The organism is Exiguobacterium antarcticum DSM 14480, from assembly GCF_000685865.1.
In the GTDB taxonomy this organism is placed as follows: Bacteria; Bacillota; Bacilli; order Exiguobacteriales; family Exiguobacteriaceae; genus Exiguobacterium_A; species Exiguobacterium_A antarcticum.
In genome coordinates this window covers 560,673-579,986 of sequence record NZ_JMKS01000005.1, presented here as the reverse complement: position 1 = coordinate 579,986, position 19,314 = coordinate 560,673, and the positions used below count along the sequence as shown (strand labels likewise).

The 19,314-nt window shown below is 46.9% G+C and carries 19 protein-coding genes; 10 read left to right on the top strand and 9 right to left on the bottom strand.

The genetic code is table 11. The annotated features are described in order from the left end of the window. Nucleotides 1-10: 10 nt before the first annotated feature. From P404_RS0114250 to P404_RS0114240, 3 genes are all read right to left on the bottom strand, one after another. Nucleotides 11-769, bottom strand: a complete 759-nt coding sequence (locus P404_RS0114250) for an SDR family NAD(P)-dependent oxidoreductase (RefSeq protein WP_014969965.1) — start codon at nucleotides 767-769, stop codon at nucleotides 11-13. Then, nucleotides 766-1,740 carry an MBL fold metallo-hydrolase gene (locus P404_RS0114245; protein WP_014969964.1) on the bottom strand — a complete coding sequence of 325 codons (975 nt, stop codon included), beginning with the start codon at nucleotides 1,738-1,740 and terminating at the stop codon, nucleotides 766-768. The genes P404_RS0114250 and P404_RS0114245 overlap by 4 nt, the downstream gene beginning before the upstream one ends. A gap of 236 nt (nucleotides 1,741-1,976) precedes the next feature. Beyond that, nucleotides 1,977-3,416 (bottom strand): NADP-dependent glyceraldehyde-3-phosphate dehydrogenase, encoded by a 1,440-nt coding sequence (locus tag P404_RS0114240; protein ID WP_026831100.1) that lies wholly within the window; start codon nucleotides 3,414-3,416, stop codon nucleotides 1,977-1,979. A gap of 215 nt (nucleotides 3,417-3,631) precedes the next feature. Between P404_RS0114240 and P404_RS0114235 the strand changes: the two genes are divergently transcribed. Next, nucleotides 3,632-4,510, top strand: a complete 879-nt coding sequence (locus tag P404_RS0114235; protein ID WP_026831099.1) for a chemotaxis protein CheV — start codon at nucleotides 3,632-3,634, stop codon at nucleotides 4,508-4,510. A gap of 110 nt (nucleotides 4,511-4,620) precedes the next feature. Here P404_RS0114235 and P404_RS0114230 read toward each other — a convergent pair whose 3' ends face one another. Continuing rightward, entirely contained in the window at nucleotides 4,621-4,986 is a 366-nt protein-coding gene (locus P404_RS0114230) for an Hpt domain-containing protein (protein WP_014969961.1), read from the bottom strand. A gap of 120 nt (nucleotides 4,987-5,106) precedes the next feature. Here P404_RS0114230 and P404_RS0114225 point away from each other — a divergent pair, with 120 nt between their 5' ends. Then, nucleotides 5,107-6,042 (top strand): magnesium transporter CorA family protein, encoded by a 936-nt coding sequence (locus P404_RS0114225; protein ID WP_026828838.1) that lies wholly within the window; start codon nucleotides 5,107-5,109, stop codon nucleotides 6,040-6,042. 110 nt (nucleotides 6,043-6,152) lie between these two features. On the opposite strand, the gene P404_RS0114220 is transcribed toward P404_RS0114225, so the two are convergent. Beyond that, complete coding sequence (locus tag P404_RS0114220; RefSeq protein ID WP_014969958.1) at nucleotides 6,153-7,256, bottom strand: PP2C family protein-serine/threonine phosphatase; 1,104 nt, start codon at nucleotides 7,254-7,256, stop codon at nucleotides 6,153-6,155. Nucleotides 7,257-7,380: 124 nt separating this feature from the next. On the opposite strand from P404_RS0114220, the gene ytzI reads away from it, so the two are divergent. Next, nucleotides 7,381-7,551 (top strand): YtzI protein, encoded by a 171-nt coding sequence (gene ytzI / locus P404_RS18415; RefSeq protein WP_150111987.1) that lies wholly within the window; start codon nucleotides 7,381-7,383, stop codon nucleotides 7,549-7,551. 132 nt (nucleotides 7,552-7,683) lie between these two features. Next, nucleotides 7,684-8,211 (top strand): hypothetical protein, encoded by a 528-nt coding sequence (locus P404_RS0114210; protein ID WP_026831098.1) that lies wholly within the window; start codon nucleotides 7,684-7,686, stop codon nucleotides 8,209-8,211. 36 nt (nucleotides 8,212-8,247) lie between these two features. Here P404_RS0114210 and P404_RS17715 read toward each other — a convergent pair whose 3' ends face one another. Next, the gene (locus P404_RS17715) at nucleotides 8,248-8,832 is read right to left on the bottom strand and encodes a YdcF family protein (protein ID WP_034774557.1); all 585 of its coding nucleotides are present in this window, start codon (nucleotides 8,830-8,832) and stop codon (nucleotides 8,248-8,250) included. A 187-nt stretch (nucleotides 8,833-9,019) separates the two neighbouring features. Continuing rightward, the gene (locus P404_RS0114200) at nucleotides 9,020-9,841 is read right to left on the bottom strand and encodes an endonuclease I family protein (protein WP_026831096.1); all 822 of its coding nucleotides are present in this window, start codon (nucleotides 9,839-9,841) and stop codon (nucleotides 9,020-9,022) included. 334 nt (nucleotides 9,842-10,175) lie between these two features. Between P404_RS0114200 and amyS the strand changes: the two genes are divergently transcribed. Next, on the top strand, nucleotides 10,176-11,717 hold the full coding sequence (gene amyS / locus P404_RS0114195) for an alpha-amylase (protein WP_026831095.1): 1,542 nt from the start codon (nucleotides 10,176-10,178) through the stop codon (nucleotides 11,715-11,717). A gap of 69 nt (nucleotides 11,718-11,786) precedes the next feature. On the opposite strand, the gene P404_RS0114190 is transcribed toward amyS, so the two are convergent. Next, entirely contained in the window at nucleotides 11,787-12,401 is a 615-nt protein-coding gene (locus P404_RS0114190) for an NAD(P)-dependent oxidoreductase (protein WP_026831094.1), read from the bottom strand. 195 nt (nucleotides 12,402-12,596) lie between these two features. Beyond that, a complete protein-coding gene (locus P404_RS0114185) occupies nucleotides 12,597-13,751 on the bottom strand; it encodes an ISL3 family transposase (RefSeq protein WP_034774026.1) in 1,155 nt (384 codons plus the stop codon). 192 nt (nucleotides 13,752-13,943) lie between these two features. Here P404_RS0114185 and P404_RS0114180 point away from each other — a divergent pair, with 192 nt between their 5' ends. The 5 genes from P404_RS0114180 to iscB all read left to right on the top strand — a co-directional run bounded on the left by P404_RS0114180 (nucleotide 13,944) and on the right by iscB (nucleotide 19,260). Further along, nucleotides 13,944-14,867: an AAA family ATPase gene (locus P404_RS0114180; RefSeq protein WP_034774555.1), complete on the top strand. Its 924-nt coding sequence runs from the start codon at nucleotides 13,944-13,946 to the stop codon at nucleotides 14,865-14,867. After that, complete coding sequence (locus P404_RS0114175; RefSeq protein ID WP_236624417.1) at nucleotides 14,833-15,939, top strand: DUF58 domain-containing protein; 1,107 nt, start codon at nucleotides 14,833-14,835, stop codon at nucleotides 15,937-15,939. The genes P404_RS0114180 and P404_RS0114175 overlap by 35 nt, the downstream gene beginning before the upstream one ends. Nucleotides 15,940-15,962: 23 nt before the next feature. Then, a complete protein-coding gene (locus tag P404_RS0114170; RefSeq protein ID WP_026831091.1) occupies nucleotides 15,963-16,829 on the top strand; it encodes an ABC transporter permease subunit in 867 nt (288 codons plus the stop codon). Next, nucleotides 16,826-17,845, top strand: coding sequence for an ABC transporter permease (locus tag P404_RS0114165; RefSeq protein WP_026831090.1), 1,020 nt, complete (start codon nucleotides 16,826-16,828; stop codon nucleotides 17,843-17,845). The genes P404_RS0114170 and P404_RS0114165 overlap by 4 nt, the downstream gene beginning before the upstream one ends. A gap of 233 nt (nucleotides 17,846-18,078) precedes the next feature. Next, nucleotides 18,079-19,260 (top strand): RNA-guided endonuclease IscB, encoded by a 1,182-nt coding sequence (iscB, locus tag P404_RS17710; protein WP_236624416.1) that lies wholly within the window; start codon nucleotides 18,079-18,081, stop codon nucleotides 19,258-19,260. The last annotated feature ends 54 nt before the right edge of the window (nucleotides 19,261-19,314 follow it).

Genomic DNA, 19,314 nt, shown 5'->3' with positions numbered 1-19,314 from the left:
AAATTCCCCTTTATTTTTTATCAAATCCTGACTTGCCGAACCATTCGATCACTCTCGGAAATACGGCATAGGCTTTAGCAGAACCTTCCATCCAAAACGGCGCATTGACTTCCCGTTTCTCCTTGATGATCGCGCGGACGATCGTTTGTGCCAACTTGTCTTTTGACAAGACGATGTTCGCGACATTTTTTTCATATTTCCGACTCAGATCAGCCCGAATGAAGAATTCCGTTGCGATTGGTCCCGGATTGACGGTCATCACATGAATGCCTTTTGGCTTCAGTTCGAGACGTAACGCATTCGAAAATTGATACAAGGCTGCTTTGGTCATACAATAGATTGTCGACTTCGGTGTCGGTAACTTTCCTGCTTGACTGGCCACGTTGATGATCATCCCCTGCGGACGAAGCAGACGTAAACAGGCTTTCGTCAAGCGGATTGGACTGAGGACGTTAACCCGGTTCATCGATTCAATCGTCTCAATCGTCGTGTCTTCCAAAAAACTAAACTCTCCGAACCCCGCATTGTTGATTAATACATCAATCATGCCATATTGTTCTTCGATTTGGTCTACTAGACGCTCCGGTGAATGTTCTAAGTCGTAGACCAGGTATTCAGCATGTAAGTGCTCCGCTACTTGGCGTAACCGGTCTTCCCGTCGTGCGACTAAGATCAAGAGCGCACCATGGCGATTTAATTCTCGGGCAAGCGCTTCTCCAAGACCACTTGACGCACCAGTCAAAACAACCGTTTTATTGATCAGATTCATGTCAACGCTCCTTTTCTCGTATAGCGCAAGACATTGTCACGTTTGATGACTGTGATCTGTCCACTCGCGACCAGATAATCGAGTCGTGCCTTCATCTCGCTCATGACGAGCGGGAAGGATTTTTTTAAGCGGTTGCCATACGTCAGTTGTGCGAGTTCAAACAACGTTTGCTCCCCCGTGATGTGTTTCAATAATTGTTCGCCCCGTGCTTTTCGTTGTAAGAGTCGTTCTTCAATCAAAGAGGGGACGTCACGAATGGCCTCTCCGTGACCTGTATACGCTATCTGGATCTGTTCCCCTTGGAGTTTACGAAGGGAACGCATATAGGCGAGGACCGGTCGTTTCGTATCCGACGTATCTCCCGGCTGCGGTTGTTCCAGTAACGGATTCGGTTCGACTCGCGCTAACAGATGATCCGCCGCAAATAAAACACCCGACTGGCTAAGAATTCCGATTTGGTCGCTCGCATGCCCCGGTAGTTCGATTACCCGATACCGGCCGGACGCGGAAATCGAATCGCCTTCTTGTAAAAGATGGTCGAGTTGCCCTTTCCCAAGCCACTTCAACGCCGATATATAACTCGGCAAAAGGGCTCGGATTTCTTCCGGTACACCAAACGAGAGGGCGAGCCGCTGTAAAAACGCATCGCCTTGACTCAAAAAGGATTGATCTTGTTCTAAGTAAGGGCGTAGCCGGGCGTGTCCATAAACCGGGATGCCCTGCTCAGAAAACCGGTAGGCGAGCCCTGCATGGTCCGCGTGGTGATGGGTGACGATTACTTTATCGAGCATCGAGACCGTTAGCCCAATATTAAGAAGTCCGTGCTGCATCGCTTGCCATGCTTCTTCCGTATCCGGACCACAATCAATCAAGATCGTTTCTGTTTCCGTTCGTAACACATAACAGTTGACGTCTCCGACAGGAAATGGTGTCGGAATCGGTAAGGTGAAGATTTCATCTTCTCGTTGCATCGATAAGCCCCTCTTTTCTCTAGATGGTTTCCTTCATTATAGAGAGAAAGAAGCGACAGCGGCAAACTTTGTCTACGTCCGCAAGACAAATTAATGAATTCCCCCCCACCTGCGCTAAGCCTGGACGTGGGACGACTCTCTCCTATATTAGATAAGAAGCATACGTCGGTGGATGCCCGTTGGATGCAAAAAAAAGCGACCCTTCCGCAGATTGAAAGGTCGCTTCCGTAAAAAAATTATTTTAAATTGAGCACTGTTAATTTATCGCGAGTCATCGAAGCAAGACTTCGTCCGACACCTTGTACCCCAAGACCAGAAGACTTCACGCCGATGAATGGGAAGTGGTCAGGACCACGTTCCGTCCGTCCGTTGATTTGAACCGAGCCGGTTTCGAGCGCATCCGCGACATGGAACGCCGCGTCGATGTTTTCCGTAAAGACACTCGCCTGAAGACCGTATTCCGATTCGTTCGCATAGGCGATCATCTCTTCGACCGAGCTGACACGAATGACCGGTAGGACAGGTCCGAACGGTTCTTCCCATGCAATCCGCATGTCGCGTGTCACATGATCAAACAACGTTGGCTCAATCAAGTTGGCTGTTCGTTTACCGCCTGTGACGAGTGTTGCCCCTTTTTCCGTCGCATCCGTGATCAGTCCTTCGACGAAATCAGCTGACTTCGCATCGATCAAAGGCACAACAACACTTTCATCTTCCGGTGAACCGACTGTCAATTTCGCGATTCGAGCAGACAATTCTGCGACGAGCGCATCTGCCTGAGGTTCAAGAACGAATACACGTTTGATGGCCGTACACCGTTGACCGGAGTATGAAAACGCACCGCTGATGATCTGATCCGCTGCAAGGGAAAGATTCGCATCTTCTAAGACGAGCGCCGGGTCTTTGCCACCCAGTTCCAAAACAAGTGGAATCATCGCCGATTGACGTGATAAGTGTTGTCCCGTTCCTGTACCACCTGTAAAGGTGATCATATCAATGCCCGCATGTGCCGTTAAATAATCCCCGATGACAGAACCGCGTCCTGTCACAAGATTGACGAGGCCGGCCGGAAGACCTGCCGCGACGAGCGCTTCGACCATCAAGATGCCGCTGATCGAACCTTGTGTCGCCGGTTTGAAGACAACAGCGTTCCCTGTCATCAAGGCGGGTGCGAGTTTCGCTGCCGCTAAATTGACTGGGTAGTTAAACGGTGAAATCGCAAGGACGACACCGAGTGGTGCTTTTTTGATGATGGCAATCTTGTTTGCACTTCCGCCTGGGAACGAATCCCCTTGCATCATCTGACCGTCAAACCGAAGACCCTCTTCCGCTGTATAACGAATGATTTCTGCCGTCCGTTTGACTTCCTTAATCCCATCCGCACGTCCCTTACCGACTTCGCGCATGATGACTTCGCCGATTTCTTCCGCACGCTTCTCGAGCTCCGTTGCCCAAGCATGCAGCAATTCCGCCCGTTTATTGGCTGGAACCTTCGCCCATTCCACTTGTGCTACTTTCGCCGACGCAATTGCCTGATCGACTTCCGGTTTGGTCATCGCTTGTACCCGACCGACGAGGTCTTCTTTATAAGGTGACGAAATTTCGATCGTTTCGTTTGATTCGCTTTCATGCCATTGCCCATCTAATAAGTATGTGTATGTTGTTGCTGTAGTCATTCCACTCGACCTCCATTTATTTTTTCTCTCTCACTTCAGTGTGTGGCTGCATAGCTTATTGTAATCAATTGGTCAGACAAATGCCAAACTTTTTGCTTAACATAAAATGAAAGCGATTTCAATAACTTTTTTATCATTTTTTATATGGAATGTTTTCTGCTTTCTGCCGATAACTAGTCAGAAGTGCAGTGTAGGATTGAAAGGAGCTCGATAACGTGTACAATCAACACGATATTTTATTAGAAGCTGGAACAAACGAATTAGAAATCGTCATTTTCCATTGTGGTCCCTACACATTTGGAATCAATGTCATGAAAGTCCGCGAAATCATCGTCCCCTTACCGATGACGCCGTTACCCGGTACACCCGACGCCGTCAAAGGATTAATCGAACTACGGGGCGAAGTGATGACCGTCATCGATTTACCGACTGTCATCGGAGTTGCCCACGATGAAACAACCGACGACCGGTTGATCATCTGTGAGTTCAATGGCGAGAAAAGTGTCTTACGTGTCGATGCCGTGACTGAAATCCGGCGTATTTCGTGGGAACAGATCGATACACCAAATGAACTCGCACGAGGGATCGAAGGTTTGACGAACGGCGTCGTCAAGACCGGTGACAAGATGATCATCTTACTTGATTATGAAAAAATCGCGCTTGAACTTTCACGTAAAGACATCTTCGCCCGGGAAGAAGGTCGTCGCGTCCTGCCACGGAACCGGTCGAATAAAACCATTTGGATTGCAGAAGACTCGGAAATGTTACGGACACTTATCATCGAAACACTCGAAGAAGCTGGTTACGATAGTTTGAAATGGTTCATCAACGGAAAAGATGCCTTTGATGCTTTTGAAGCAGGCAGTGATTGTGATCTGTTGATCACGGACATCGAGATGCCGAAAATGGATGGATTGCATTTGACGAAACGCCTGCGTGAAGATGATCGTTATACCGATTTGCCAATCGTCGTCTTCTCCTCATTGATCTCTAACGATCTTCGACATAAAGGAGAATCCGTTGGTGTCAACGCTCAAATCACGAAACCGGAAATCGGTCGATTGATCGAAACGGTCGATACATACGTGCTCTGAATCGTTATTGCCGTACACAAATATCCGTCCCCTGATTTTCAGGAGACGGATATTTTTAATATAGGCATGATTGCGACAGAAGTCGTGTCAACGGTATCCAATCTTTCGCCTCAGACGAAATCCGTATTTTTACCAAGAAACACATCTAACCAACTTTTTCTGAAACCGACCATACATTCTTCAATCCGAATCAGGACTTCCGGGGCATTCGTGACCGAACCCGTTTCCGCCTCTTTTTCGAGGATTTCAAAATCATCTGCTAAGTCATCCGCCGCTACGGAATAGGAGGCACCTTTAAGTAAGTGAGCTAATTTCTCAGTCTGTACCGCATCCTCTGCTTCGACCGCATCCTTGAGTTCCGGAAACTTCCGGTCGAACTGAGCAATGTACGTCTCACCAATTTTCTGTAAAAATACGTCATCGCCACCGGCAATCACACGTAGTTCATCCAACTTCTTTTCATTAAAAAAAGGCATCTTCTTCCCTCCCTCATCTGTATTTTATCATTAATTGTTTCAAAAAAAAATCTGAGAATCATTTACACGTCCTCTAAAGTATTTCTATAATGAAAAAGTGAAGAGCAGGAGGGATAGACAATGTTGACGATTTATCGAAGTGATGTGACGGGGGCAGTCAACGAGATTCAAGAATTCACGAAAGGTTCTTGGATTCATCTTGTCAATCCGACAAAAGACGAAGCTGACCAAGTCATCGCTGCTACAAAAATTCCTGAGGATTTCATTTATGATCCTCTGGATGTCGAGGAAAAACCTCGTTTCGAGAAAGATGATGAAGGGTTATTGATGATCGTCGATGTACCCTATATTGAAGAAGAATCGTCCGGACGGCGTTACAATACGATCCCACTTGGTATCATCGTAACTTCGAGACATTTCATCACCGTCTGTTCGCAACAGCTCGATGTATTGACATTGTTCTCAAGCGGAAAGCTCCGCGCTTTCCGGACGAATTACCGTTCGCGATTCGTCTTCCAAATCTTATATAAAGTCAGTTCGTCCTATCTTCGTTTCCTGCGGCAAATCGACCGCCGGATGGATGAACTCGAAGAAGAATTACAACGTTCGATGCGAAATCAAGAAATCTTCCAACTGATGAACTTACAAAAATCACTTGTCTATTTCATGACATCCTTAAAATCGAACGATGGTGTTCTCGACCGCATCATCAAAACACCCAGTCTCGAAAAACATGAAGATGATGAAGACTTGCTCGAGGATGTTTTCGTCGAACACCGTCAGGCGATGGAGATGGCCCAAATCTATAAAGATATCATCAGTTCGACGATGGACACATTTGGTTCTGTCATCTCAAACAATGTCAACTTCGTCATGAAGTTTCTCGCGTCGATCACGATCGTCATCTCGATTCCGACGATGATTTCCGGGATGTTCGGAATGAATGTTCACGTCCCCTGGGAAGGGGAAGTCATCGGCTTCTGGATTGTCTTCGGAATGATGATTTTCTTCTCGGGACTAGCTGCCTTTATTTTATGGCGTCGTCGATTTTTCTAGAAAAACTCCAGTAAAACAAAAAACCACTCACTTTTACGTACGTTAGCGGAAAAAGATGTGCCATCTTTTTTAATCTAAACGTCTCGCAAAGGTGAGTGGTTTTTTGTTGTTCAATTGATTTCAATGGTAACGAGACATAAGTCGTCGGCATCATCGCTTTGATCCGGTTGAATCAGTTGGTGAATGCCCGGTCCTTGCTCATGAATCAATTCACGAATCGCATTGATTCCTTCGTCAATCCCTTTGCTGTACAACTCCATGAATCCATCGGTATACAAGTAGACACACCCAGGCGAAACAAGATCAATCGTCTGACTCGTGTATTCGGAATCTTCAAACATCCCGACCGGCAGTCCCGTATTTTCAAGGGCAATGATTTGATTCCCCATCCGCAACAATCCTGGTGGATGTCCGGCATTGGCATAACTGAGCTTCATCTTGTCTAGTTCGATATACAGATAGACAGCTGTAAAATAAATCTCTGTTTCATCTCCCGGAAACAGGCGGCTCATTTGTTTATTTAATTCCTCGAGCACCTTTGCCGGATCACCAATCCGGTGGACGAGTTCAAATAAAATCGAGCTCATTCCCATCGTGATTAGGGCAGACGACACACCATGCCCCATCACGTCAAACAAGATGATGCCGTATTTTTGTGGTGAGATTCGGTACCAGGCATACATGTCTCCCGCTAATTTCTTAGAGGGAATGTACGTTGCCATGATCCGGATGTCTTCGTCCTCGATATTGGCACTTAAAACACTTTGTTGTAGTTTTTGTGCCAAGTCAAAGTCTTCCTGCAAGACTTTTTCATACCGTTTCCGCGCATCAATCGCTTGTTTGAGCGACATCGCGTTGCGGACACGTGCAAGCAATTCTGTTTTCCGAATCGGTTTTGTCGTATAGTCGGATGCCCCAGCGTCCAGTCCATCGGCAATATCCTCTTCATTCGATCGTCCTGACACGATGACAATCGGCAGTTCATCTAACCCAAACCGCTTACGAATCAAACGTGTCGCATCGATTCCACTGATTCCCGGCATCTCGACATCCAGTAATACGACGTCAAGCGTTTCGATGAACAACGGATCTTCCATTAACTCCATCGCTTCTTCACCACTCATCGCTTTGACCACATCATATCCTTCATTTTCAAGCAACCGTTCCAAAATCATCAAATTCGTAAATTCGTCATCTACGACTAATATACTCATGTCGTCTCACCTCGTTCCATCAACATATTCATTTTAAAATAGTTTAGCACATAATTTACATTTTCGTTTAGACGGACGGCTCTTTTTCCGTCATACTAAAGAAGAATGAAAGGGGGAATGGATCATGTGGCTGTATGTCATCTCCATTCTAATCATCGTTTTCGTCTTGGTCGCTTCAATTCTCGTGATTTCAAAAGGCTACGGCTATAAAGGCAATAAGGATGACATCGAAATCGACTACGATGAAATCAACCGTAAACTGACTGAAAAACATAAAGACGAGCCTCGACCGTAAGACTATTGGACCGTCTCAGACCATCATATCATCGGATGGTCTTTTTGTTGTATTAAAAATGCATGTTTCCACTTGTCAGATAAGGGTATATCAATATCATGGTCAAATAATATCTTAAGGGAGTGTCTATTCATGCAACCAAATTTACCAAACGATCCACATGCCGTGCACGCTGAACATCCAAATCGCCAGTTCGATCAGGAAACTTCATCTGGTCGTCAGGTCAGCTTACTTACAGGAATGTTGCTTGGAGCAGCTATAGGCGGTCTCCTGACATTACTGAGCTCATCTAGTCGTCAAAATACGAAACAAAGTCTTCGTGGGGCAAAAGATTCTGTCTCAACACTCGCCTCTACCATCAAAGAAGATCCGTCAGGTAAAGCGTCACAAGTCATCAACCAAGTCAAAAGTGCGTCAAGTATCATTCAAGAAGTCGCATCAGACGTTCAAAACGTCTACGATAAAGTCAACACCGAACTTGAGACGGTAAAAACCGATGCTTCATCTGTAAAAGATACGGTAAACGAAGCAAAAGGTGATCTCAACTCGATTTCCAACAAGGTTGTCGAAGCAAAAGACGTTGCGCTTGGAAATGAAGAAGCACCTGCTGAACATCAACCAAAAAATGATTCATCAAACGGTTCACAACAGAACAAATAAGCAGATGACACCTTCATGCATGCGTGAAGGTGTTTTTTATTGTAAATATTTTACGATGATGGCGACACGCTCGCGCATCCCGTACCGTAATACACCGGAAAGTGGCGTTTCAGCCGGAATCGCGTCTGACCGTAGGTTCAACTGCTCCGCCTCTTTTCGTGCTCTGTACAGGTGAAAGTCTGATGTAACAATCGAAACCTGATTTTCGCTGTCCGGTAAAAGCCGTTTCGAGAACGCCAGATTTTCAGTAGTTGATGTCGATTGATCTTCAAGTAATAATCGATCCGCAGCAATGCCTGCTGCCCTCATACCTCGACGCATCGCTTCCGCCTCCGTGATCGCCTCCCCTTTTCCTTGTCCGCCACTTAAAATGAAAGTCGTTTCCGGAAACTGTTTCCCGTACCGGGCTGCTGCCTCAATTCGATACTTTAAGATCAAGGATGGTGTTTCTCCTTTGACACCGGCTCCCAGTACAATTACGTAGGGAAACTTTCCGTTTGCTAACGGTCGTTCGCCCTTTGCGACGAACAGTCCGATACTAAACCAAAAGATGACAAGCATCGTGATCATACCCAGTCCAATCTTATAAAAACGTCGTACAGTATGTTTTATTGGTTTCATAGTAATTATGTCCCTCTCAGTGATTCTCCATTTAAACGTAGGTTTTGTTACTTCTTTCATTACGTCTGCTTAAGATAAAGGTTTCACCGGTTTTTCCATATCATGCTCCTCGTCCCTGTCTTTTTCAGCGACAAAAGAGGCACACCCGATGCAAGTCGGAATGTACCTCATACTGCTTTATGTCACATCAATTTCCCCAAATTGCTGTCACGTACTCCGGATGATCAATGAATGGATTCCGGTTTTTTTGCCATTTTTCAAAGATGATGTCGTTCCGTCTGATTTCAGTCGCATCGACCGGGTCTAACTTGTTCCACGCTTTTAGCGTTGATAACTTACCATGAAGCGGGTTCGCACCGTTGCTGACGTTTTCTGATGCTTCTAAATCAATTTCACCGCCACCCTCATACCGGACTGCCATATAGAAGATCATTCGTGCGATATCTCCTTTAACACGTGTCGGAGGTTCCCATGAATCGCCGTCGCGGTAACAGTCACAACCGGCATACTTCGTTCCACCGTTATCAAAGTCAAGATTTCCCCGTGCACTGTTGACGACGACATCCTCAGCCCGGAGATGGTGCAGGTCTGTCCCTGGTCCGTTACTTGTTCCAAAATCACCGTGCGACTTTGCCCAGACGTGCTCGCGGTTCCATTGACCGACGTTCCCGCCGTTACTGCTCTTGGCAATCGATTTACCGGTATAGAGTTCGATGACGTTATTCGCATTATTTGGATCTTGATCGGTTTCTTTCAGTGCCGTCCAGACCGTATCATATGACACCTGTGTATGGTTATCGATGATATCGTGTAATGCTGCTTTTAACGTTGCTCCACTTTTTCCGGATGCCGTTAGATAATACGCATCGATTGTGGATTGTGACGTGACCTGCTGAGGTCCGGCAACGATTTGAGTTGGTGCTGTTTTAGCGATGACTGGTGTAAACGAAATTGACCCAAGTGCAAGTGCCGCGACAAGCGCCCCGCTGATTTTCGACTTCCAATTCATACTGTGTTTCCCCCTTGGTTACATATGTACGTGCTGGTCTTACCTCCTCATTTTCACACCTCCTTTCGCATCTGAGAAGCTGGACAAAAGACCTTAAAATTCACAGTGTCAAACTGAATCAGAATTCACCTTATTGTTCAAGAGTCGGAAGGTCCTGTTTTTTTTTTCATATCCAATCAATAGACTGACAATTGTTCCTGCCAAAAAATATTCTAGGTCCAAAAGTCACGAAAATAAGACATTCGCAAATAATCGAAGCGGATGATACAGCAATTGTTTTGACTTGCTATACTAAAGATGCAAACGCTTTCATAAACTTAGAGGAGGATCTTCCATGAAACAAAAACGCTTGATTGTCGCGACGCTTGCGACAGCTACTTTTTTAGCGCCACTTGTGCAACCGATTGCAGTAGGTGCAACAGCAGATAACGGGACGATGATGCAATACTTTGAATGGTACCTGCCGAATGATGGCAACCATTGGAATCGCTTGAACACGGATACGACCAAACTCGATCAGTTAGGAATCACGTCCGTCTGGATTCCACCCGCTTACAAAGGGACGACACAAAATGATGTCGGTTATGGTGCCTATGATTTGTATGATTTAGGAGAGTTCAATCAAAAAGGAACGGTCCGGACGAAATACGGAACGAAAGCCCAACTGAAAACAGCCATCAGCCAACTACATACAGCCGGCATCGATGTCTACGGGGATGTTGTCATGAATCATAAAGGCGGAGCGGATTTCACGGAAGCGGTGACAGCGGTCGAGGTCAATGGCAGCAACCGAAATCAGGAAGTGTCCGGCGATTACCAGATACAGGCCTGGACGGGCTTTGATTTTGCGGCACGAAACAATACGTATTCGAACTTTAAATGGAAATGGTATCACTTTGACGGAACGGACTGGGATCAATCCCGTTCGAAAAGTGCCATCTATAAATTCCGCGGTACCGGAAAAGCGTGGGATACGGATGTTTCGACCGAAAATGGAAATTACGATTACTTGATGTACGCCGATATCGACTTTGACCACCCGGAAGTCCAACAGGAAATGAAAAATTGGGGGAAATGGTACGTCAATGAACTTGGACTTGATGGATTCCGACTCGATGCCGTCAAACATATCAAACACGGATATCTCGCGGACTGGCTCGCAAACGTTCGTCAGACGACCGGAAAACCGTTATTTACGGTCGCTGAATACTGGCAGAACGATCTTGGTACTTTACAAAACTATTTGAGCCGGACGAACTATCAGCAATCGGTCTTCGATGCCCCGTTGCATTATAAATTCGAACAAGCGAGTAAAGGCGGCGGCTACTATGACATGCGGACGATCTTTGACGGAACGCTCGTTAAAAGTAATCCGGTCCAAGCCGTCACGCTGGTTGAAAATCATGATTCCCAGCCGGGTCAATCACTTGAGTCGACGGTGCAATCTTGGTTCAAACCACTTGCTTACGCGATGATCTTAACGCGTGAACAAGGATATCCGTCTGTCTTTTACGGAGACTATTATGGAACAAAAGGGACATCGAATCGTGAGATCCCCGCTCTTGGCTCTAAAATCGATCCACTCTTAAAAGCACGGAAAGACTTTGCCTTCGGAAAACAAAACGATTATCTCGACAATGCCGATGTCATCGGCTGGACACGTGAAGGTGTAACGGACCGGGCGAAATCAGGTCTTGCAACGATTTTATCCGATGGACCTGGTGGCAGTAAGTGGATGTATGTAGGGACACAAAACAAAGGTGAAGTCTGGACGGACATCACCGGCAACAATTCAGCTTCTGTGACGATTAATCAAGATGGTTACGGTCAATTCTTCGTCAACGGTGGTTCGGTCTCCGTCTATCGCCAACAATAAGCACAACAAAAGCCGATTTCTCAGGACCTTCACGGTGTCCTTGAAAATCGGCTTTTCGCTTTCGATCGATTATTCGGCAAGTCCGATGCTGCTTTTCACATATTCCTCCTGCTCGATTGCTTCGAGTAAAAAGTGGGCAACATCGGCCCGATTGATTTGTTTTGCTTGTTCGGGTACACCGATATCCGCTTGTCGATACAAACCCGTCAACGGACCGTTCATGAGACGTAGCGGTCGGGCGACCGTATAGGCGATGTCCGCCTGCTTCAACAGTTCAATCGCCTGCCGGTGATCCTTTAAGGGATTTTTAAGAATCTGTTGTGCAAGTAACCCTTGAGCTCCTGGCAGTTCCTGATCGACACCAGCCGAAGCGACGTAGCCGATTCGTTCGACTCCGTTCACCTTCATCGCGTTGACGATTCGCAAGAGACTCCGTTCTAAAAACCCGCTGTATGCCAGACTCTCGGTCCCAAGGGCCGTCAATACTGCCTCTTGTCCCTGCATCGCTTGATTCACTGCGTCTTGGTTAAGTACGTCTCCTTCAATTACATGCAGTTTCTCGTCCGTCAACTCAAGTTTACTTGGATTGCGGACGAATGCCGTCACCGTATGTCCGTGGGCAATTGCCTGTTTGACCAACTCCTGCCCAGTTTGTCCGGTCGCTCCGAAAATAATCAGTTTCATGAAAACTGCCTCCCTTATTCATTCTTTTACTTATGTACCCTTCCCTTTCGGTCAGTAACCGTCCAGCATTTTATCGTGAATCAGAAAATAGTTTTTTCTCGCTTTCGATTTGTGCTAAAATTCAGTTAATATTATTGGGTATTTTTCCCTTAAGTTACTTTACTTGGCTCATCACCATAACACGTGGTTGCTATTTTAACGACCAAGCTCAAGGCGCAATCTCAAAAAGAATCGTTCGAGGTTTCGGTAGCCATAACCACGACGTTTAATGAGCTTAATCTTATTGTTCGTCCCTTCCATTTTCCCATTCGATAGTGTCGATACAATGGTTTGACGCATCGCTTCTTCACGGCCACGAATCGCTTTCGCGATTTTCGCAAGAGGTCCGCATGGATGAAATTGATAACGTTCCAGCCAGTCTTTCAGTCTTCGGCATGCCTGCCCGTCGCACGTTGCTTTCAACACATATCGAATATGTTGGAGTCCTTGATAAAGATCCCGGGTAAACGAGTCTTCTAGAATACAAGAATGGGCGACCTCTCGATCTTCAAGAGCCAATGCTTCCGGACGACAAGCGAGAGCACGATCAATCACACGAACATGATGATGGCGTCTTGCCTCGTTCAAAAAACGACGCCGGCGGCGAAGAGCATCCGTAAAGAACTGGATGAGATGAAAACGATCCAGCACATGCGCTGCATTCGGGAAGACACGAGTAGTTGCCTTCGCCATCGCAGGTGCAAAATCACTGACGACAGAACGAACATCTCCCAGTACACCTTGAAGCGCAGCCGTAATCGCCGATACGTCCCGGCCCGGGACGATAGACAGAAGACGTCCAGTCTTGGCATCAAGAACGATCGTCGCATAGTGGTGTCCTTTTCTCGTGGCGAACTCATCGACGAGGATGTGTGTCGCCTGTCCCACTGTATCCACTGAAGCGTACTGATAAAACCACCGTTCCACAGTCGTATAAGGAAGTTCATATTCATGCGCAACATCTGAAATTGTCCGGCCATGGCACCGTTCTGTGATGCCTTTTCGGAACACTTCGGTAGAAGTACGGACGAGTCCGAGACCGTAGTCATATACGAACGTCAAATCACAAGAGAGGCATCTTTGACGTGGGACATCCAGTTCGATCCACAAGGCACCGACTCCCCACGCATGACCGTGTCGAAAACGACGACGTTTTTTCGAATGCAGGATGGTCTTTTTTTCGCATAGCGGACAAGGGATTTCATGTGTATCAGGAATGACAGGAAATACGTGCGGTTCTTCATCGGACGACATCTGGATTTGAAAAAGGGCTGGAAGCGGAAGAATTAATTTGATAAACTGTTGGGACAAGGCGAAAACTCCAATCGTGGTTTGTCTAGACAACAATTACGATACCGGGGTTTTCGCTTTTTTTCTATGTTCGATTTAAAATCCGATGGATTTTATGTGTCAACCACACCTTATGGTGATGAGCCCTTTACTTCCTAAATCTTTGTCAAAACAGCTGTTTGAATTTCATTTCATGATATGGAGGTGTACATAGTGAAACTACACCAATTAAAAGACCAGCTCAATACGATTTATCTTGGGAAATCCGATGTCATCGATTTGTGTTTAACGGCCTTGATCGCCGAAGGGCATATTCTGCTTGAAGATGTGCCGGGGACCGGGAAGACGATGCTCGCTAAGGCACTCGCCAACAGTTTTGACAGCGCCTTTTCCCGAATTCAGTTCACGGCTGATCTCCTGCCGTCTGACGTCATCGGCTCCGACTTCTTTAACATGAAAACACAGGAATTTGAGAACAAACGGGGTCCCCTGTTTGCGAATGTCGTGTTAATCGATGAAATCAACCGGGCTGTTCCGCGGACCCAGTCCGCTCTGCTTGAAGCGATGGAAGAGCGGCAAGTCTCGATTGGCGGGACGACCTATCAGATGCCGGCTCCGTTTTTTGTCATTGCCACGCAGAATCCGATTGAATCTGCCGGAACGTTCCCACTTCCAGACGCCCAGCTTGACCGCTTTATGGTGGCAATCGAAGTCGGGTATCCGAATCTTGAACATGAACGGCAACTGTTGAACGAAGTATTGGCTAATGTCCGTAAACAGGCTATTGGTATCGCGACGGGCGGCGACTTGATTACATGGCAGGAAGAAGCACGGCGCGTTCATGCGTCTCAGGATGTACTCGATTATCTATTGTCGATCGTCCAGGCAACCCGTCACCATGCTCTCGTCGAAGTCGGGGTCAGTCCCCGTGGTGCGATTGCTTTACTTCGGGCATCACAAAGTTATGCCTTCCTCAACGGACGCGATTTCATCATTCCGGAAGACGTCAAATACTTGGCGAAGCATGTCTTGTCTCACCGTTTGATGCTGACGCTTGAAGGCGGCATCAAAACGACGAAAGCTGATTTGTTACTGCATCTGCTTGACGACATCCCGGTCCCGGTTGAAATGGGGTGATGTCATGCACATCGAACGTTCGGTTCCCTTTTGGCTCGAGCGCCGGCTCTTTTCCGTCTATATCATTTTGACGTTCGTCTTCTTATTCATCCCGGGACTATCGTTGCTCGGTTTTTTGTTTGCCACCCTTGGGACCATTCACTATGTCGTCGGTCAGACCGAAAAACAATTAAGGCGGGACATTGCCTTAGAGTGGAAACATTACGAACCGTTGATGTTTAATCAGGAATCCACCTCATTACGCTTACAACTCTTTGGTCTCGAAGCCCTGCAAAAGCTAGGTTTAAAAACCACACTTCGGCTGCATACGGAAGATGGTCTGATCTTTCCCGAAATGGATCCGCTTCACCCGCACACCTATCACGCGGTCATTGAATCGGACGAACAACTCGAGATTCCGATTCAGGTGATGCGGCGTGGACCGGCCCATTTTGACGAACTGATCTTAACGATCCGGCTGCCTTGGCGGATGGGAGTCTATCTATTTACCTTTGATGACTTTCCTCAATTTACGGTCCTTCCTTCGTTGACGGCACAGGCGACACCGCTCCTGTTAAACCGTCTGCGGATCGGGGACCGCGCGGATCGCTACTCACCGCTGAAAAACAAACTGGTTCAACTGGGCGCTAAACCGTATACGTCAGAACCATCCAAGGAAATTGATTGGTATGCGACAGCGAAAACCGGCCGGTTGCAGGCCAAGGTCTTTGAGACGAGCAATCAGGATACGTTCACGCTCGCCTTGAATCTGTCCGGACCAAGCGGTTACGGACTGCATACGAACTTTGAGACGTTCATTGATCAGACAGCATTTCTCGCAAGTGAGCTGATTAAAGAAGGCTGTAAAGTTGAATTGTTTTTAAACCATCTCGACGTAAACAACCGGATGTCCCATTTGAAGCTTCAGGAAGGGCAGCCTCAACTGAAACAAATCCTGTTGACGCTTTCGACACTGTCGACGCGGGATACCTATATTCCGACCGGACAATTCGAGCGGTATGTCACACGCCGGAAACACCGCAACAGTCAATTGATTCAAATTGGCAATGATCTCATTCAGGCTATCGGTTAAACTGCTAGTGTAGGAGGAACAACATGTCGTCGTTTATCATTCGTAAAACCATTCAACTTGTATTTGCTTTTCTTGTTTTAGTCGGTATCAGTGCTCTGCCGGGTTTAATCGTTCAGATGCGACCGGATTTTCCGGGCTATTTCAAAATGGTCCAACAACAGCTCGGTCTGTTGACGACTTCCGCCCCGTTGACATATTACAATGTCACCGCTTCCGAAAAAAGACCGCTGATGCCTGATCTCCAGCCGTTCATTCAGGAAACGCTCGTCATCTTCACCAGTGCGCTGATCTGTTCATCGGTCGTGGCGTTGCTTTATGCCTTTTTGTTTTACCGGACCGGGTCCAAAACCCGATCCATCCTGACACAATCCGCCCGGCTCCTTGAAATGATTCCCGATTTATTTTGGATCATTGTTTCCCAGTCCATCATCGTTTTTTTATTTAAGACGACCGGATTTAATAAAATTGAAATTGCCGGCGGATTCGCAGACTCGATCCGTTTCCTGCCGATTTTGACCTTATCATTGACGACCGTCTTTTTCTTCATCAAGTGGCTGACCGGTCGGATTCAGGAAGAACAGAGCGCAAGCTACCTGGAGTTGGCCCGTGCTAAAGGCATCCACTCGTCCCGACTATTTTGGCAACAATTGATGCCCAATCTGTTTTATCGGTTTTATCTGTTTTTCCGGACCAACACCATTACGATTATGTCGAGCCTGGTCGTCATCGAATATGCTTTTAACGTTCAGGGACTGTTCCGTTTTATCTTGATCAATCAAGATTTTTCGGTATTACTCGTCTTGTTGCTCCTCATATATGTACCCTTTTTCATTTTGGATACAGTGGCAGAACTTTGTATCCCCCGCTCGTGGAAAGGAGAGATTTCATGAGACGTGTTTTATTGCGTGACCCCGTCTTTTGGATGTGTCTGCTGTTCTTCGGGACCTTACTGATACTCAGTTTTGCCAATTCTGTATTTCGTGATGGACAGGTCGATCAAATTCAGAACCTCTATTCGAAGGATGGAACATTTATCGCCACCTCGCCGCTTGAACCGTCTGCGGAGCGGTGGCTCGGGACGGATCGTTCCGGGAATGATTTGTTTCAAGTGATGATTGAAGGTGCCAAGTGGACGATCGGTATTTGCGTCAGCATCGCCTTTGCCCGAATCGCTCTCGCGCTGCTGATTGGCATTCCGCTCGCTTTTCGGAAGAAACGGCTGTATACGGTATTACGACTTCTGTTAGACGGTTTCTTGATCATCCCGATTTCGCTGATTGCGTTATTTGTTCTGTTACCGGCTTTCCAGTTCATCGATCCTGCACAGATTCCGTCTACGCTCTCCCGTGTCTTCCTTGAAATCAGTGTCTTGACGTTACTCGGTTTACCGGCTCTCGTTCTGTATTTCATCGGTGAAACCCGGCAACTGCTCGCTCAAGAGTTCATGCTTGTCGCCCGAACACTCGGTGGGCGTCCGGACTATCAATTCCGGATACATATTTGGCCGCACCTGTTGCCGACCTTGACGATTGTCTTCATGCAACAGTTTGTCCAGACATTGATGGTCTTAATCCACCTCTCGTTGTTCGGCTTATTTTTCGGTGGAACACTTGTCTTGTTTGAAGGCAATGCTGCCCCAACGATTTTTGAATGGGCTTCCCAGTTCGGTTATTATTTCTTTCAGTTCACTGCTGTCTCCTGGATCAACCATCTGTTTTTAGTTCCGGCAATCGCTTTGGCTTTGCTCGTGTTCTTTGCCAACTTACTGACCAGCCGCCTCGAGCGTGCTTACCGCTTGCGCCGCCAACAAATAAGTAGTTCAACTCCATCCCTCGCTGAAGCGGAAGCCGCGACAGCCCATTTGTCTCACCCATTTGATCCGGTCGACATTTCAATCAAATCCTAGGAGGATGTGTCAATTACCCATCACTAAAGTGACGGGCTTGTGAAAGCCTGAAAATGACTAGTCTCAGTTCTCACGAACTCCGTTGGTTGGGTCATGACACCTCTCGGTGCCCGTTCTAGCCGTTTGCTCTGTCGTCTGTAATTAAAAGTCCTGTTGGGTCGGGACGGTGTTGCAGATGGAAAAAGCCCTTCCAACATTGACGAAGAACAATAAACTCGTAGGAGGAAAACGTGATGTTCGTTTTCGTACTAAACCATCATGGTGAACCATTGATGCCATGCAAACCAAGTAAAGCACGAAAATTATTACACAATAGCAAAGCGAAGTTGGTCAAACAAACTCCATTCACCATTCAGCTATTGTTCGGATCAAGTGGATATAAGCAAGAAATTTCACTGGGCGTTGATGCCGGAACGAAACATATCGGTTTCTCAGCGACAACATCCACTAAGGTATTGCTCGAAGGAGAAGTACAACTGCGTACCGACATCCAAGACCTATTGGCGACACGACGTGCCATGCGAAGCGCAAGAAGAAGCCGGAAGACACGTTACCGTCAAGCGCGTTTTCTTAATCGTAAGAAACCCAAAGGGTGGCTTGCGCCATCCGTTCAGCATAAAGTCGATGCCCATCTGAAACTCATCCGGATGATTCATCGTCTGTTGCCGATCAAACATCTAACGATTGAAGTCGCTCAGTTCGACATCCAAAAGATCAAGAGTCCTGACATATCGGGTGATCTGTATCAGAAGGGAGACCAACTCGGTTTTTGGAACGTCCGGGAATATGTCTTCTTCCGAGACAAGCACATCTGTCAGCACTGCAAAGGAAAATCGAAGGACAAGATCTTGAACGTCCATCATATCGAAAGCCGTCGCACTGGTGGGGATGCACCAGATAATCTCCTCACACTCTGTGAGACGTGCCACAAGAAGATTCACAAGGAAAAACTGGAGCATCTTTTCCAACGTAAATCACGTTCTTTCCGTGATGCCTCGCAGATGACAGTCATGCGTTGGTTCATCTACAATGCTGTCAAAGAAACGTATCCTTACGTCAAACTGACCTATGGCTTCCTCACGAAGAACATACGCATTCAAAATGGACTCGAGAAGCGTCATGCTGTCGACGCACGTTGCATCAGCGGGAATCCATTACCGGAAGAACCGAAGGTGTCGTATCTTTTCCGACAGGTACGCGCGAACAACCGTCAACTGCATAAGATGACCATCGGTAAAAAGGGTAAGAGAAAGGCGAACAAAGCGGAGCGTTTTGTCCACGGTTATCAACTGTTCGACAAGGTACACTACGAGGGACAGACGTGTTTCGTTTTCGGAAGACGTAAGACCGGCTATTTCGATCTTAGGACGCTACAAGGAGTCCGTGTTCATAAATCCGCTTCCATAAGAAACTGACACTACTTGAAAGAGCGACGACATGGCTCGTCGACATCCAACTAGAAGGAGGTG

What these genes read in the sequence shown, in the direction of transcription:
- P404_RS0114250 (WP_014969965.1), bottom strand. Translation starts at nt 769, where the DNA reads ATGAATCTGATCAATAAAACGGTTGTTTTGACTGGTGCGTCAAGTGGT.
- P404_RS0114245 (WP_014969964.1), bottom strand. Translation starts at nt 1,740, where the DNA reads ATGCAACGAGAAGATGAAATCTTCACCTTACCGATTCCGACACCATTT.
- P404_RS0114240 (WP_026831100.1), bottom strand. Translation starts at nt 3,416, where the DNA reads ATGACTACAGCAACAACATACACATACTTATTAGATGGGCAATGGCAT.
- P404_RS0114230 (WP_014969961.1), bottom strand. Translation starts at nt 4,986, where the DNA reads ATGCCTTTTTTTAATGAAAAGAAGTTGGATGAACTACGTGTGATTGCC.
- P404_RS0114225 (WP_026828838.1), top strand. Translation starts at nt 5,107, where the DNA reads ATGTTGACGATTTATCGAAGTGATGTGACGGGGGCAGTCAACGAGATT.
- P404_RS0114220 (WP_014969958.1), bottom strand. Translation starts at nt 7,256, where the DNA reads ATGAGTATATTAGTCGTAGATGACGAATTTACGAATTTGATGATTTTG.
- ytzI (WP_150111987.1), top strand. Translation starts at nt 7,381, where the DNA reads ATGTGGCTGTATGTCATCTCCATTCTAATCATCGTTTTCGTCTTGGTC.
- P404_RS0114210 (WP_026831098.1), top strand. Translation starts at nt 7,684, where the DNA reads ATGCAACCAAATTTACCAAACGATCCACATGCCGTGCACGCTGAACAT.
- P404_RS17715 (WP_034774557.1), bottom strand. Translation starts at nt 8,832, where the DNA reads ATGAAACCAATAAAACATACTGTACGACGTTTTTATAAGATTGGACTG.
- P404_RS0114200 (WP_026831096.1), bottom strand. Translation starts at nt 9,841, where the DNA reads ATGAATTGGAAGTCGAAAATCAGCGGGGCGCTTGTCGCGGCACTTGCA.
- amyS (WP_026831095.1), top strand. Translation starts at nt 10,176, where the DNA reads ATGAAACAAAAACGCTTGATTGTCGCGACGCTTGCGACAGCTACTTTT.
- P404_RS0114190 (WP_026831094.1), bottom strand. Translation starts at nt 12,401, where the DNA reads ATGAAACTGATTATTTTCGGAGCGACCGGACAAACTGGGCAGGAGTTG.
- P404_RS0114170 (WP_026831091.1), top strand. Translation starts at nt 15,963, where the DNA reads ATGTCGTCGTTTATCATTCGTAAAACCATTCAACTTGTATTTGCTTTT.
- P404_RS0114165 (WP_026831090.1), top strand. Translation starts at nt 16,826, where the DNA reads ATGAGACGTGTTTTATTGCGTGACCCCGTCTTTTGGATGTGTCTGCTG.
- iscB (WP_236624416.1), top strand. Translation starts at nt 18,079, where the DNA reads ATGTTCGTTTTCGTACTAAACCATCATGGTGAACCATTGATGCCATGC.